Below are 14,554 nucleotides of genomic sequence, written 5' to 3'. Positions count from 1 at the left end.
GTGCTCCACCGCAGCGATCGCCGCGCGCTACAGATCAAGCCGGCACCCTCCGCCGCGACACGAGCATAGCCACCCGATCCCCTATCCCAATCTGGAAATGCCGCTGCAGGTCAGCGGCAGCCAGTATGAGCCGCTCGCCTGGTCCAACGTCGCCGGCTGGAGCGCCGACGATCATCTCGCGGCCTACCAGGCGTTTCGTACCAGCTGCAAGCCGATCGCGGCCCAGCAGGGCGCGCCTGCCGATTCGAAAGCGCTTGGAAGCTCGCTGCGCGACCCCTGCCGGATCGCCAAGGGGCTCACGCTGAGCGACGGCGTCAAGGCGAAGGACTTCTTCGAGCAGAATTTCGTGCCGTTGCGCATCTCGCGGCTCGGCGAGGACGCCGGCTTCGTCACCGGTTACTACGAGCCGGTGCTCGATGGATCGCGGACCCAGACCGACGTCTACAACGTGCCGGTCTATCGCCGTCCGTCCAACCTGTTCGTGCGCGGCAAGACGCAGAATTCGGTCGGCCTGCCCAATGGCGGCGCGGTGTATCGCAAGATCGGCCGCCGCAAGCTCGTGCCCTATTACGACCGCGGCCAGATCGAGGACGGCGCGATCGCCGGTCGCGGGCTCGAGATCTGCTGGCTGAAGAGCCAGACCGATCTCCTGTTCGCGCAGATCCAGGGCTCGGCGCGGATCAAGCTCGAGGACGGCACCACCCTGCGCATCAATTACGACGCGCATAATGGTTATCCCTATACGCCGGTCGGACGCGTCCTGATCGACCGCGGCATCATCCCGAAGGATCAGATGTCGATGCAGAAGATCAGGGAATGGATGGAGCAGAACCCTGACGGCGCCAAGGACCTGCGCCGGCAGAACCGCTCCTTTGTCTTCTTCCGCGAGGTGCCGCTGTCCGACAAGGACGAGGCCGTCGGCGCGCAGGGCGTGCCGCTGACGCCGGGCCGCTCGATCGCGGTTGACAAGGCGCTGCATGTCTACGGCACGCCGTTCTTCATCGCCGGCGAGCTGCCGATCGAATCCGAACAGTCGAAGACGCCGTTCCACCGGCTGATGATCGCGCAGGACACTGGCTCTGCGATCGTCGGCCCGGCGCGCGCCGATCTTTATTTCGGCGCCGGTGCGGAGGCCGGAAAGGTCTCGGGCCGGCTGCGGCACAACATGCAGTTCGTCATGCTCGTGCCGAGGGGTCTCGACCCCGTCGCGCGCGGCCACAAGCTGCCGGTTCCGGACGAGCGGCCCTCGGGCAAGATCGCAAAGCTGTTTCCGCAGACCGAGCCGCCGAAGGACAAGCCGGCGGCGAAGGCTGCGGATGTGCCGACCGCCGGCATGGCCAAAAGCGCGGCGAAAGACCCTGGCAACAACGCCGCCAAGAACCCGGCCGCGAAGGATGTCGCGCCCGCAGCGCCGGCAGCAACCACCCCTGTCGCGCAGGCCGCACCTGTGGCAGAACCGGTGCCGTTGCCGGTCGCCCGGCCAGATATTCCGCAACCGGAGAAGCGGCGCTTCCGGCGCTATCGCCATTACCGCGATCAATGAAACGACCCGCGCCGATTCCCGATCTGTCCGCTCCGTCGCGGCGCAAGCGCGCGCTGAGCGAAGAGGAGCGTGCGCTCTGGGAGAGCGTGGCAAAGCAGGTCAAGCCACTGCGCAAGCGGCCCGCCGCCGCGAAGGCCCACGCCGCCGCCTCTGATCAGGCCACCCATCACGCGATTGCCAAACCCATCCCGGTCAAGCCGGCGACAGCGGTCAAGGCCGCGCCGGCGCAACGCCCGCACGTGCCGCCGCTGGCGCCGATCGGCCGTCGCGAACGTGCAAAGCTCTCGCGCGGCCGGCAGGAGATCGATGCGCGGCTCGATCTGCACGGTATGACCCAGCTGCGCGCGCATCGCGTGCTGTTCACCTTCCTGCAGCGCGCGCACAGCGATGGGCTCACTTTCGTGCTCGTCATCACCGGCAAGGGCAAGGTCGGCGGGCTCGATTCCGAACGCGGCGTGCTGCGCCGCCAGGTTCCGGAATGGCTCAGCCTGCCGGAGTTCCGCTCGCTGGTCGTCGGCTTCGAGGAAGCGCATATCGGCCATGGCGGCGAGGGCGCGCTTTACGTGCGTGTCCGGCGCGCGCGCTGAGCATGATCAACGAAAATGTTAGAACGGCCTGACGATCCCGACGCGCGGGATCAGCGTCACGAACCAGCCTGATATCGTCGCCTTTCTGTCGTCGGCCGGGATCGCCGTCACGTCCTTCGACGCCGGCAGCATCCTGGTGGCATGCAGCATCAGGAACATGCAGACCGCCCAGTTCGAGATCCAACGCGAATAGTCGAACACGGTCACGAACATCACGAAATAGCCGGCGCTGATCATGACGAGCGCGCCGAGCACGATCCGGCGATGCAGGTCGCTCGCGAGCGCGCCAATCAGCCGCGCGAAATAGCGCCAAAGCGGCGCATGCAGCCAGATCAGCAGCGCAAACACCGGAACGCCGAGGATGTTCGATGGCATGCGCGCCCAGGTGTCGGCGAACTCCTTCGACAGCGGCTGGTACCAGATGTAGCCGAACTGAAGCAGGTCGGTGCGTGACGGATCGGCCATCCGGCTCTGCAGATGACGGATGAATTCGTCATAGGGCACGTCGACCGTGCCGGCGAACTGCGCGACAAGAAACAGGATGCCGACCGCGGCGAGCGCCGCGATGCCGAAGACGGCGTTCCGCGGCGTCACGCCTTGCACCAGGTAGAAGCGCAGCACCACGATCGCCGCGATGGTCGGCACATACATCAAGACGAAGATGTGATGGACCAGGATCAGCAGGATCGAGAACAGCGCGGCAATCAGCACATACATCACAGAGTGCGCCGGGATCAGCAGCAGCACGATCGTCAGCGCACAGCCATAGATGTCGAAATGGCCGAGCGTGTGCATGAAGTTCTTCAGGAAGAACGGCGAGCCCGCGATGAAGACGAACAACGGCCAATGCGCGTCGTTGAGGCCGAATGTGCGGTGGAACAGTTTGATGAACAGCCCGAGCGTCACCAGCCAGATCGCGCCGGCCAGCGCAAACACCAGCCAGACGGACACCTTGTCGGTGAACAGCGACACGATCGCCCCGACCAGCGCGCGCTTGGTGAAGCCGTAATGATAGTCGACCAGCAGATGGATGTAGGGAACGAAGGGCGGCAGCGCGATCTTGTGCAGGAACACGCCGACCAGCACGGCCGCATTGACGGCCAGCATCAGGCGCCAGGGGTTTTGCCACACCCGCAGATTCATAGATCGCCCACTCTCGTCGTCCCGGGCAAGCGAAGCGCGACCCGGGACCCATAACCACCGAAGGCAGTTCTAAGGGGAATGTCGGCCCGAGTCTTGGTCACTTCGAGCTGCGGAGTTGTGGGTCCCTGCTTTCGCAGGGACGACGATCTTAGCGGGGCCGCCTACAAAATAAACCGGCTCAGGTCGGTGTTCTTGGCGAGGTCGCCGACATGCTTGGTGACGTAGTCGGCGTCGACCTGGATGGTCTCGCCGTGGCGATCGGGCGCGGTGAAGGAGATCTCGTCCAGCACCCGCTCCATCACGGTCTGCAGCCGCCTTGCGCCGATGTTCTCGACCGTGGAATTCACCGCCACGGCGACATCGGCCAGCGCGTCGATGGCGTTGTCGGTGATGTCGAGCGTGACGCCCTCGGTCTTCATCAGCGCGACATATTGCTTGATCAGCGACGCCTCCGGCTCGGTCAGGATTCGGCGCATGTCGTCGCGGGTCAGCGCCTGCAGCTCGACGCGGATCGGCAGGCGGCCCTGCAGCTCCGGCAAAAGGTCCGACGGCTTGGCGATATGGAACGCACCCGAGGCGATGAACAGGATGTGGTCGGTCTTGACGGCGCCGTGCTTGGTCGAGACCGTGGTGCCCTCGATCAGCGGCAGCAGGTCGCGCTGCACGCCTTCGCGGGAGACGTCGCCGCCGGCGCGGTTCTCGCGCACGCAGATCTTGTCGATCTCGTCGAGGAACACGATGCCGTTGTTCTCGACCGCGTTGATCGCCTCCTGCACCAGCTGATCGGTGTCGAGCAGCTTGTCGGATTCCTCGTTGACGAGGATTTCGTGCGAGCCTTCCACCGTCAGGCGGCGGGTCTTGCTGCGTCCGCCCATCTTGCCGAAGATGTCGCCGAGCGAGATCGCGCCCATCTGGGCGCCGGGCATGCCGGGGATCTCAAACATCGGCATGCCGCTGCCGCCCGACTGCGTCTCGATCTCGATTTCCTTGTCGTTGAGCTCGCCGGCGCGCAGCTTCTTGCGGAACGACTCGCGCGTCGCCGGGCTCGATCCCGGGCCGACCAGCGCGTCCAGCACGCGTTCCTCGGCGGCAAGCTGGGCGCGGGCCTGAACGTCCTTGCGCTTGCGCTCGCGGGTCTGCGCGATCGCGACCTCGACGAGGTCGCGGACGATCTGCTCGACGTCGCGGCCGACATAGCCGACCTCGGTGAACTTGGTGGCCTCGACCTTGAGGAACGGCGCGCCGGCGAGCTTGGCCAGCCGCCGCGCGATCTCGGTCTTGCCGACGCCGGTCGGCCCGATCATCAGGATGTTCTTGGGCAGAACCTCCTCGCGCAGGGAACCGGCGAGCTGCAGCCGCCGCCAGCGGTTGCGCAGCGCGATCGAGACGGCGCGCTTGGCGTCGGTCTGGCCGACGATGAAGCGGTCGAGTTCAGAAACGATTTCACGGGGAGAGAAGTGAGTCATTGGCTCTAGCTAGGTTGGAATCGCGGTCTCGGCAAGCGGCAGTCTTCCAAGGCATCGTCCTCTAAAGAATCGGCGGCCCGGCCTGCCACTGCCTGATCGCCTCGAACGGGTGGATCAGCATGATGATGTTCAGTGTCAGATTGTCGCGAATGTGAAGCAGCAGCACGGTTTCGAACAACACGCCGAGCGCGACGGTCGCCGCGATCGGCAGCTTGCGCGCCAGCAGGAAGCCGACAACCATCGCAAGGGTGTCCGACACCGAATTGACGATGGTGTCGCCGTAATAGTCCAGCGAGATCGTGCCGGCGCGGTAGCGCTCGATGATCCAGTTGGAGTTTTCGACGAGCTCCCAGCTGCCTTCGATCAGCATCGCGACAATCAGCCGCCCGGGCCAGGCGAGGCGCGGCAGCAGGAGGAAGGTCAGACCGTAGAACAGCAGGCCATGCAGCACATGCGACAGCGTGTACCAATCGGCGATGTGCTGCGAGTTCTCCGAGCTCTGAACCGAGCCATGCCAGAGCTTGACGTAGCCGCAGGCACAGATCGGCAGACGGCCCATCGCATAAAGCAGCGCCGCCTGCAGCACGAGAAGTGCTGCCGCGATCGCCAGCCAATGCCACGCTGAAACGCCGGTGATGGGCTTGTGCGCGATCGTCATGCGTCGCGCGCCATCAGCTGCGCCGGTCCGTCCGGCGTATCGACCATACCCACCTTCTGAAAACCCGCCTTCTCATAGGCGCGGATCGCGCGCGCATTGGCCGGATCGGGATCGGTGACGATGCGTGGCGCGCCCTGCGCCAGGCGGTCATCGACAAAGGCGCGGATCAGTGCCGAGCCGTGGCCACCTGCCATCATGCTGGGCTCGCCGATGAAGAGGTCGATCCCGCGCGTGCCCTCGGGCTGGGCGCCGAAGCCGGAACTCCACGCCGTCAGGTCGTAGCACTGGATGTAGCCCAAATCGGACCCGTCGGTTGCGACGATGAACTGGTCCATGGCCGGCTCGTCGAGGTCGCCGCTGACCAGCGCATATTGCTCGGCCGGATCCCCCCCCCATTCCCGCACATGCGGCAACGCCAGCCACTGCTTGATCTGCGGCAGGTCGGCCGGCGTCATCGGGCGGAAATGATAGGGGCGGGCCATGCTCAGCCGCCGATCGTCTCGATCGTCACGTTCCGGTTGGTGTAGACGCAGATATCAGCGGCGATATCCAGCGCGCGGCGGACGATGGTCTCGGCGTCCTTGTCGGTATCGACCAGCGCGCGGGCCGCGGCGAGGGCGTAATTGCCGCCGGAACCGATCGCCATGACCCCGGATTCGGGCTCCAAAACGTCGCCGGTGCCGGTCAGCACCAGGGAAACGTCCTTGTCGGCCACGATCATCATGGCCTCCAGCCGGCGCAGGTAGCGGTCGGTCCGCCAGTCCTTGGCGAGCTCGACGGCCGCCCGGGTCAGTTGCCCCGGATATTGCTCCAGCTTGCTTTCCAGCCGCTCGAACAGGGTGAAGGCGTCGGCGGTGGCGCCGGCAAAGCCGCCGATCACGTCGCCCTTGCCGATCCGGCGGACCTTCTTGGCATTGGCCTTGATCACGGTCTGGCCGATCGAGACCTGCCCGTCGCCGCCAATCACCACCTTGCCGCCCTTGCGGACCGTGCAGATCGTGGTGCCATGCCAGACCGGCAGCTCATTTGGGGATGCTTGCATAGGTTACCTCTCTTCCGGGCAGATTTAGGCGGTCGGGCAGGGGGTTACAATCGGGGGATTTAGCAACGAATTCCGGTCACCATGGCCCCAAGTTGGGACGTTTCGAGGTCATCCCGCAGTAGCGAAGGTGACATCAGCCTGTTAAAAGACCGGCGTTTTCGGCACGGGAAAGCTCAATTTTCATGCGCACCGCAACCATCAAGCGCAAGACCAAGGAGACCGACATCGAGGTGACGGTCAACCTCGACGGAGCAGGCGTATCCACGGTTTCGACCGGGATCGGCTTCTTCGACCATATGCTCGACCTCCTGGCCCGGCATTCGCGCATCGACATCACGGTGAAGGCGGATGGCGATCTCCATGTCGATTACCACCACACCACCGAAGACGTCGGGATCGCGCTCGGGCAGGCCGTGAAGCAGGCGCTCGGCAACATGGCCGGCATCACCCGCTACGCCTCGATCCACATGCCGATGGACGAGACGCTGTCGCGCGTCGTTATCGACATCTCCGGCCGCCCGGTGCTGGTGTTCAAGGCCGAATTCCCGCGCGACAAGATCGGTGAGTTCGACACCGAGCTGGTGCGCGAATGGTTCAACGCCTTCGCGATGAACGCCGGCGTGACTCTGCACGTCGAGACCCTATATGGCGAGAACAGCCATCATATCGCCGAATCCTGTTTCAAGGGTCTGGCGAGGGCGCTGCGGACGGCAATTGCGATCGATCCGCGTGCCCAGGGCGAAGTGCCCTCGACCAAGGGTCAGCTCGGCGGCTGATCTCTGGAGCATGATCCGGAAAAGCGGATGCCGGTTTTCCGAAGGATCATGCTTTAACTAAGAGTCCATCCTCGGCGGAGCGTTCGATGCCGGTCTATACAGTGCATGCCCCCGTGGCCAACGGCGCCGATCTCGCGGCGACCGACAAGTTCGTCTTCGTGCGCGACGGCTTCCATTTCTGGGCCGCGGTTGCGGGCGTGATCTGGCTGGCCTGGCATCGGCTCTGGCTGGCGCTGATCGGCTGGTTCGTTCTTACTTTCGTGATCGATTACGCGCTGGCCAAGCTTGGCGTCGGCCGTAGCGCGATCTTCTTCGTCGACCTGGTGCTGATGGTGTTGCTTGGCCTCGAGGCCGCGACCCTGCAGCGCTGGACGCTGTCGCGGCGCAGGTGGCGCCAGATCGATATCGTCGTGGGCGACGATGCGGAGGCCGCCGAGCGCCGTTTCTTCGCGCGCTGGACCGCGCGGCATCGCGGCGCCGTCAACGATCAGCGCTCGGTCGATCGCGGCGGGCCGCCGCCAACCCGCGACGTTCCGGGTCAGTCATTCTCAAAACCCCCGTCGATGCCGCAGGGCGGCATCATCGGATTGTTTCCAGAGCCAGGAGGATCGCGATGACCGTTGCAATCATCGATTACGGCTCCGGCAATCTGCATTCGGCGGCCAAGGCCTTTGAGCGCGCCGCGCGCAGCATGGAGGATCCGCAAGCCATCAAGGTGACGCGCGATCCCGACGCGGTGTATCGCGCCGATCGCATCGTGCTGCCCGGTGTCGGCGCGTTCGCCGATTGCCGCCGCGGCGTCGACGCGGTCGACGGCATGCTGGAAGCGCTCACCGAGGCGGTGCGGGTCAAGGCGCGGCCGTTCTTCGGCATCTGCGTCGGCATGCAGCTGATGGCGACGCGCGGCAAGGAGCACGTGATCACCGAGGGCTTCAACTGGATCGGCGGCGATGTCGAGAAGATCGAGCCGCGCGACGAGAGCCTGAAGGTCCCGCATATGGGCTGGAATACGCTCGACATGGTGCGCGAGCATCCGGTGCTGGAGCGGCTGCCGCTCGGGCCGAAGGGACGTCACGCCTATTTCGTGCACTCCTATCACCTCAACGCCGCCAATGAGGCGGACGTGCTCGCGCGCGCCGACTATGGCGGGCCGGTGACCGCGATCGTCGGCAAGGACACCGCGATCGGCACCCAGTTTCACCCCGAGAAGAGCCAGCGCTTCGGCCTCGCTTTGATCGCCAATTTCTTGAAGTGGAAGCCGTGATTCTCTTTCCAGCGATTGATCTGAAGAACGGCCAGTGCGTACGCCTGGAGCAGGGCGACATGGCGCGCGCCACCGTGTTCAATCTCGATCCGGCGGCGCAGGCGGCGAGCTTTGCCGCGCAGGGCTTCGAATATCTCCACGTCGTCGATCTTGACGGCGCCTTCGCCGGCAAGCCGATGAATGCGCATGCGGTGGAGGCGATGCTGAAGGCCGTCACCATGCCGGTGCAGCTCGGCGGCGGCATCCGCGACCTCAAGACCATCGAGGCCTGGCTCGACAAGGGCATCACGCGCGTCATCATCGGCACCGCCGCGGTGCGCGATCCCGAGCTGGTGAAGGGCGCGGCGAAGACATTCCCCGGCCGTGTCGCCGTGGGCCTCGATGCGCGCGACGGCAAGGTGGCGGTCGAAGGCTGGGCCGAGACCTCGCATGTGACCGCGCTCGAGATCGCGCAGCGCTTCGAGGATGCCGGCGTCGCCGCGATCATCTTCACCGACATCGCCCGCGACGGCCTGCTCAAGGGCCTCAATCTCGATGCGACCATTGCGCTTGCCGACCGCATCTCGATTCCGGCGATCGCCTCCGGCGGCTTTGCCTCGATCGACGACGTCAAGGCGCTGCTGGAGCCGCGCGCCAAAAAGCTCGCCGGCGCGATCGTCGGCCGCGCGCTCTATGACGGACGGCTCGATCCGGCCGCTGCCCTTCAGCTGATCCGCGGCGCGTAGGAGGAGATCATGTTCAAGGTTCGCGTGATCCCCTGTCTCGACGTCAAGGACGGGCGCGTGGTCAAGGGCGTCAACTTCGTCGATCTGCGCGACGCCGGCGACCCGGTCGAAGCCGCGATCGCCTATGACGCCGCCGGCGCCGACGAGCTCACCTTCCTCGACATCACCGCCACCCACGAAAACCGCGGCATCATGCTGGATGTGGTGCGGCGGACGGCGGAAGCCTGCTTCATGCCGCTGACCGTGGGCGGCGGCGTCCGCACCGTCGACGACATCAAGACCCTGCTGCGGTCTGGCGCCGACAAGGTCTCGATCAATTCGGCGGCAGTCAGCCGGCGCGAATTCGTCAAGGAAGCGGCCGAGAAATACGGCGAGCAATGCATCGTGGTCGCGATCGACGCCAAGCGGGTCAAGCGCGCCGGCGGCTCGGACCGCTGGGAGATCTTCACCCATGGTGGACGGAATGCCACCGGGATCGACGCCATCGAATACGCCCAGGAGGTCGTCGCGCTCGGCGCCGGCGAAATCCTGCTGACCTCGATGGACCGGGACGGCACCAGGCAGGGTTTTGACCTACCGCTGACCCGGGCGATCGCGGACAGTGTCCCCGTACCGGTCATCGCTTCCGGTGGTGTCGGCAATCTCGACCACCTGGTCGACGGCGTCCGCGAGGGTCACGCCACCGGCGTGCTGGCCGCGTCGATCTTCCACTTCGGGGAATTCACCATCCGCGAGGCCAAGGATCACATGGTGCGCGCCGGCCTGCCGATGCGGCTCGATCCCTAGCGTGAGCGTGGTCAGGAAAAGTGGAATCCGGTTTTCCGTGAAGACCACGCTCAAACAGGGAGAGCTGGGACTCCTTGTCACAAAAATGCTAAGTCCCCACCTAAGGGGTGGCAACCGTGCGGTGCCGCTGTGCATGCTTGAGTTGAGTTGATGTCGCGTTTCACGCTCCACGATCTGGCCGCCACCATCGACGCCCGCGCTGCATCGGGCGGTGAGGCGTCCTACACCCGCAAGCTGCTCGACAAGGGCGCGGAGCATTGCGCCAAGAAATTGGGCGAGGAAGCGGTCGAGACCGTGATCGCCGCGGTCGAGAATGACCGCGATCACCTCATCGCGGAAAGTGCCGATCTCGTGTTTCACCTGCTGGTTCTGTTGAAATCCCGCGGCGTGAAGCTGGAGGATGTCGAGGCCGCGCTGGAGAAGCGCACCTCGATGTCGGGACTGGAAGAGAAGGCGTCGCGCAAGCGCGACTAGCGCAAATGATCGAGCGCATCGAGAGGGGCGGCCTCATGGACATCCGGGCACCAGATCAACAGTACAACCCCTACCGCATCTTCACGCGCCAGCAATGGTCGCATCTGCGTGACGACACGCCGATGACGCTCGAGCCCGGCGAGTTCGATCGCCTGCGTTCGATGCACGATCGCCTCGATTTGCAGGAGGTCGAGGACATCTACCTGCCGCTGTCGCGGCTGCTCTCGATCTATGTCGATGCGACGCAGCGGCTGTATTACTCGCAGCGCCAGTTCCTCAACATCCGCGACCGCAAGATGCCCTACATCGTCGGCGTCGCCGGATCCGTCGCGGTCGGCAAGTCGACCACGGCACGCGTGCTGCAGGCGCTGCTGGCGCGCTGGTCGCCGCGGCCGAAGGTCGACCTGATCACGACCGACGGTTTCCTGTTTCCGAATGCCGTGCTCGAGCGGCAGGGCATCATGCAGAAGAAGGGCTTCCCGGAAAGCTACGACCTGCCGACGCTGCTGTCGTTCCTCAGCGACATCAAGGCCGGACGACGCCGCGTGCGCGCGCCGGTCTATTCGCATCTGACCTACGACATCGTGCCGAACAAATGGGTCGAGATCGACCAGCCCGACATCCTGATCGTCGAGGGCGTCAACGTGCTGCAGACCGGGCGGCTGCCGCGCGACGGCAAGGCGGTGCCGTTCGTCTCCGACTTCTTCGACTTCTCGGTCTATATCGACGCCGACGAGGCCGTGCTGCGGGAGTGGTACATCAAGCGCTTCCTGGCGCTGCGCGACACCGCGTTCACCGATCCGAGGTCCTACTTCCACCGCTACGCGCCGCTGTCGGACGAGGAAGCAACGGCGACCGCGATCGCGATCTGGGAGCGCACCAACCTCGCCAATCTCGAGGACAACATCCTGCCGACCCGCCCGCGCGCGACGCTGATCCTGAAGAAGGGCGCCGACCACGTGGTGCAGTCGGTCGCGCTGCGCCGGCTGTAGCCGTTGCTGGATTAAGTCCGCCACATCCACTGTTGTCGTCCCCGCGAACGCGGGGACCCATAACCACAGCTGTCTGTAATTTGCAGGGCTGCGGCCGCAGTAGGATACAAAACCAGGTTCGGTGGTTATGGGTCCCTGCTTGCGCAGGGACGACGCGGGGTTAGTGGCTGCTACGCTGCGATGTGCCGCGCGGCGGCGAGGCCCGCGAGCGCTTCTTCCAGCTTCTCGCGGTCGAGCGGCTTGATCAGAAAACCGTCCATGCCGGCTTCGAAGCAGGCATAGCGGTCCTCCACCAGCGTATTTGCCGTCAGTGCCAGGATCGGGGTCCGGCGGACGGATTGCGCCGCTTCATGGGCGCGGATCTGCTTGGTGGTCTCGATGCCGTTGAGGCGCGGCATCTGGATATCCATCAGCACGAGATCATAGGGCGTGCCGGCTGAGGTCGCCGACAGCCAGGACTCCATCGCCTGCTCGCCATTGGTGGTGATGACCACGTTGTGGCCGAGCCGGGCGAGCAGCGAGCGCATCAACAGCGCGTTGATCTCATTGTCCTCGGCGACCAGGATCGAGAGCCCCTTGTCCGGCAGCGCCGATGCAAGCGCAGCGGGCGCGGACTCGGCGGCCGCCTCGATCGCGAGGCTCGGCGCAGCGATTTCCGGCGATGCGGTCAGGCGCGCGGCGAGCGACGACGCGCGCAATGGCTTCACCAGGTAGCCGGTGAACATGGCTGACTCGGAGGCCGAAAGGTCCTGCCGCGTCGCCGGCGTGAACATCACGATGCGATGGGTTGCATGGAGGCGGGCGGCGTCGGCAAACGCCTCCATCGCCGGCGTGCCGAGCGTGTGGTCGATCAGCACCGCGTGCCAGCTCCGCTCCGGCAGCAACGCCTCGGCGACACCGGCATCCGACACGATGCAGGTCTGCGCACCCCAACGCTGCAACCGCCGCGAGATCAGCGAGACCTCGATGCTGTGCGGCGCCACCAGCATGATCGACTGTGCCGTCAAGTCGGGCGCGGCGAAGCCGTTGACCTCGCCGGTATCGGCCGCGACGAGCGGGATCGACACCTCGAAGGTCGAGCCTGCGCCCGGCGTGCTTGCGAGCGTGATGCGGCCGCCCATCCGCTTGACGATGCGGTCGCTGATCGAAAGGCCGAGGCCGGTGCCGCCATAGCTGCGCGCGATCCGGTCGTCGGCCTGCTCGAACTCCCGGAAGATGCGCTGCTGCGCTTCCGGCGCGATGCCGATGCCGGTGTCGCGGACCAGGAAGCTGATCTCGTTCGGCCAGATGCCGGGCTCGACGATCAGCGCCACGCCACCGGTCGCGGTGAACTTGATGGCGTTGCCGGCGAGATTGAGCAGCACCTGACGCAGCCGCGCGGCGTCGCCGGTCACCTGCATCGGCAGCCGTTCGTCGACATAGGCGGCGATCTCGATGCCCTTGGTCTGCGCGCGCGGCGCCAGCAGCTCGGTGATGTCCTCGATCAGGCCGGACAGCGCGAACACGCGCTGTTCGAGATCGATCTTGCCGGCTTCGATCTTGGAATAATCGAGCAGCTCCTCGATCAGCGCGAGCAGCGCGTCGCCCGATGTCTTGACCGCCTTGACGTAGGTCATCTGCTCCAACGTCAGCTGCGTATCCATCAGCAATCCACTCATGCCGATGATTCCGTTGAGCGGCGTGCGGATCTCGTGGCTCGCCATCGCAAGGAAGCGCGACTTGGCGCGGTTGGCGGCGTCGGCCTGATCGCGCGCTTCGGCGAGCGCGTGCTCGCTCTCGGTGCGGTCGGTGACGTCGCGGCCGACGCTCTGCATTTCCGCCGGCGCGCCGGCATCGTTGCGCACGAGGCCCTCACGCCAGGCGATCCAGCGCGGCCCGAGCGGTCCCTCGATCTTCTGGTCGTAGACCCGTGTGCCGTTGGATTCGAGCGCGGTGTCGCCTTGTTCAAGCACCTTCAGCGTTGCGGTGCCGCCGATCAATTCGCCGCGGGGCTTCTGCGCCAGCTCGCAATAGGCGTCGTTGGCATAGGTGATGAGCCCGTCGAGGTCGCGCAGCACGATCAGATCGTCCTGCGCCTCGAACAGGGTGGATGCGCGCTGCTCGGCCTCCTGCAGTTCCCAGTTGCGGTCGGCCATCGCTTCATTGTGCATGGCGATGGTGCGGAGCCGCTTGCGCATCAGCCGCAGGCGGATGCCGAGCGTCACGATCCAGAGGCAGGCGATCGCGAACAGGAAGCTGACCCCGATCGCGAATGCATTGGGATCGTAGCCGCTCTGTTGCGAGAGCGCGCCCGAAATGAACCCGAAGGCGCTGCCGAACGCGACGGAGAAGATCGTGAACGAGCGCACGATCGTCGCGACCCAGGAATGGCGCCGGAGAAAGCGGCGAAGGCGCAACTTGATCCGGAAGAAACGCCCCATCAATGGTGACCCTGAAACAGCTTGATCTGGCGCTGACGATGCGTCGGCCAGCTTGCAAAGTGCTTGAAATTGGTGGCCATTTCGCGCTGCCCTCAGAACAGGGTTAGCGGGGGGTTAACTCCGCCATGACCCGGTTCGGGACGCGCGTGTCAGGTGCGGGCGATGCGGCTTCGAGGCGGTGGTGTCCGCCGCGGGCGCTGACGATCAAGGCCGCGGCATCCCGCACCGAGAACGTCTTCGACTGCACGAAGACACGGTAGTCGGACGGACCGTCATCATGCGTCAGATAGATGACGGGGCCGGTTGCCGAGGCATCGCCGGAAATCCCGATCAGCTGCGCCGCCGCGCTGCGCTCGCAGGCGCCGGCCTCGGCATCGTCGATGTCGTCGATCACGGTGAAGTCGGCGGCGTCGGCGCTGTCGGCGATCTGGACCCGGACGGTGGCTTGGCTGGGGTCGTCAGTGAAGCTGACGTGAAGCTGCGCCAGCCAGGGGATCGATGCGATCTGCATCGTGGCGCCGCCCACCTCGATGCAGGGCCGCGGGCCCGGCAGGAATTCGGCGCGGGCAAGGACCGCGGCCACGGCAAGGGGAACCACCGAGGTCAAAATCTTCAAACGCAACATGACACAACTCGCTCGACCCAAGCATGCCGCCGATCGCGGTGCTTATGGTTTGC

At 65.4% G+C, this 14,554-nt stretch carries 16 protein-coding genes; 9 read left to right on the top strand and 7 right to left on the bottom strand.

What is annotated here, in order from left to right; genetic code table 11:
• Positions 1-97: 97 nt before the first annotated feature.
• The gene (gene mltA, locus QA635_RS01040; protein WP_425249224.1) at positions 98-1,543 is read left to right on the top strand and encodes a murein transglycosylase A; all 1,446 of its coding nucleotides are present in this window, start codon (positions 98-100) and stop codon (positions 1,541-1,543) included.
• Positions 1,540-2,130: a Smr/MutS family protein gene (locus QA635_RS01035; protein ID WP_283066280.1), complete on the top strand. Its 591-nt coding sequence runs from the start codon at positions 1,540-1,542 to the stop codon at positions 2,128-2,130. Before mltA ends, QA635_RS01035 begins: the two co-directional genes overlap by 4 nt.
• Positions 2,131-2,148: 18 nt before the next feature.
• Here the strand turns inward: QA635_RS01035 and QA635_RS01030 are convergent, their stop codons facing one another.
• The 5 genes from QA635_RS01030 to hslV all read right to left on the bottom strand — a co-directional run bounded on the left by QA635_RS01030 (position 2,149) and on the right by hslV (position 6,439).
• Positions 2,149-3,273 carry a hypothetical protein gene (locus QA635_RS01030; RefSeq protein ID WP_283066279.1) on the bottom strand — a complete coding sequence of 375 codons (1,125 nt, stop codon included), beginning with the start codon at positions 3,271-3,273 and terminating at the stop codon, positions 2,149-2,151.
• Positions 3,274-3,434: 161 nt separating this feature from the next.
• Entirely contained in the window at positions 3,435-4,739 is a 1,305-nt protein-coding gene (gene hslU, locus QA635_RS01025; protein ID WP_057020340.1) for an ATP-dependent protease ATPase subunit HslU, read from the bottom strand.
• Positions 4,740-4,800: 61 nt separating this feature from the next.
• Positions 4,801-5,397, bottom strand: coding sequence for a DUF2585 domain-containing protein (locus QA635_RS01020; RefSeq protein ID WP_225642444.1), 597 nt, complete (start codon positions 5,395-5,397; stop codon positions 4,801-4,803).
• Positions 5,394-5,879 (bottom strand): GNAT family N-acetyltransferase, encoded by a 486-nt coding sequence (locus tag QA635_RS01015; RefSeq protein ID WP_283066276.1) that lies wholly within the window; start codon positions 5,877-5,879, stop codon positions 5,394-5,396. Before QA635_RS01015 ends, QA635_RS01020 begins: the two co-directional genes overlap by 4 nt.
• A 2-nt stretch (positions 5,880-5,881) precedes the next feature.
• A complete protein-coding gene (gene hslV, locus QA635_RS01010; RefSeq protein ID WP_057020343.1) occupies positions 5,882-6,439 on the bottom strand; it encodes an ATP-dependent protease subunit HslV in 558 nt (185 codons plus the stop codon).
• A gap of 182 nt (positions 6,440-6,621) precedes the next feature.
• On the opposite strand from hslV, the gene hisB reads away from it, so the two are divergent.
• The 7 genes from hisB (at position 6,622) to coaA (ending at position 11,456) form a co-directional block, all read left to right on the top strand.
• The gene (hisB, locus tag QA635_RS01005) at positions 6,622-7,215 is read left to right on the top strand and encodes an imidazoleglycerol-phosphate dehydratase HisB (RefSeq protein WP_016841476.1); all 594 of its coding nucleotides are present in this window, start codon (positions 6,622-6,624) and stop codon (positions 7,213-7,215) included.
• 86 nt (positions 7,216-7,301) lie between these two features.
• Entirely contained in the window at positions 7,302-7,832 is a 531-nt protein-coding gene (locus tag QA635_RS01000; protein ID WP_283066274.1) for a DUF2628 domain-containing protein, read from the top strand.
• Positions 7,829-8,479, top strand: coding sequence for an imidazole glycerol phosphate synthase subunit HisH (gene hisH, locus QA635_RS00995; RefSeq protein WP_028341984.1), 651 nt, complete (start codon positions 7,829-7,831; stop codon positions 8,477-8,479). The genes QA635_RS01000 and hisH overlap by 4 nt, the downstream gene beginning before the upstream one ends.
• The gene (gene hisA / locus QA635_RS00990) at positions 8,476-9,204 is read left to right on the top strand and encodes a 1-(5-phosphoribosyl)-5-[(5-phosphoribosylamino)methylideneamino]imidazole-4-carboxamide isomerase (RefSeq protein ID WP_283066271.1); all 729 of its coding nucleotides are present in this window, start codon (positions 8,476-8,478) and stop codon (positions 9,202-9,204) included. Before hisH ends, hisA begins: the two co-directional genes overlap by 4 nt.
• Before the next feature lie 9 nt (positions 9,205-9,213).
• Positions 9,214-9,990, top strand: a complete 777-nt coding sequence (gene hisF, locus QA635_RS00985; RefSeq protein ID WP_283066270.1) for an imidazole glycerol phosphate synthase subunit HisF — start codon at positions 9,214-9,216, stop codon at positions 9,988-9,990.
• A gap of 150 nt (positions 9,991-10,140) precedes the next feature.
• On the top strand, positions 10,141-10,464 hold the full coding sequence (locus tag QA635_RS00980; protein WP_283066268.1) for a phosphoribosyl-ATP diphosphatase: 324 nt from the start codon (positions 10,141-10,143) through the stop codon (positions 10,462-10,464).
• 35 nt (positions 10,465-10,499) lie between these two features.
• Positions 10,500-11,456: a type I pantothenate kinase gene (gene coaA, locus QA635_RS00975; protein ID WP_026192056.1), complete on the top strand. Its 957-nt coding sequence runs from the start codon at positions 10,500-10,502 to the stop codon at positions 11,454-11,456.
• A 170-nt stretch (positions 11,457-11,626) separates the two neighbouring features.
• On the opposite strand, the gene QA635_RS00970 is transcribed toward coaA, so the two are convergent.
• Positions 11,627-13,876 carry a PAS domain-containing hybrid sensor histidine kinase/response regulator gene (locus tag QA635_RS00970; RefSeq protein WP_283066267.1) on the bottom strand — a complete coding sequence of 750 codons (2,250 nt, stop codon included), beginning with the start codon at positions 13,874-13,876 and terminating at the stop codon, positions 11,627-11,629.
• A gap of 103 nt (positions 13,877-13,979) precedes the next feature.
• Positions 13,980-14,501 (bottom strand): hypothetical protein, encoded by a 522-nt coding sequence (locus QA635_RS00965; protein ID WP_283066265.1) that lies wholly within the window; start codon positions 14,499-14,501, stop codon positions 13,980-13,982.
• Positions 14,502-14,554 lie beyond the last annotated feature (53 nt).

Origin of the sequence: Bradyrhizobium brasilense (assembly GCF_029714345.1) — a bacterium.
In the GTDB taxonomy this organism is placed as follows: Bacteria; Pseudomonadota; Alphaproteobacteria; order Rhizobiales; family Xanthobacteraceae; genus Bradyrhizobium; species Bradyrhizobium australafricanum.
Note: the sequence above shows the minus strand (reverse complement) of the source record. Positions and strands in the feature narration are given on the sequence as shown.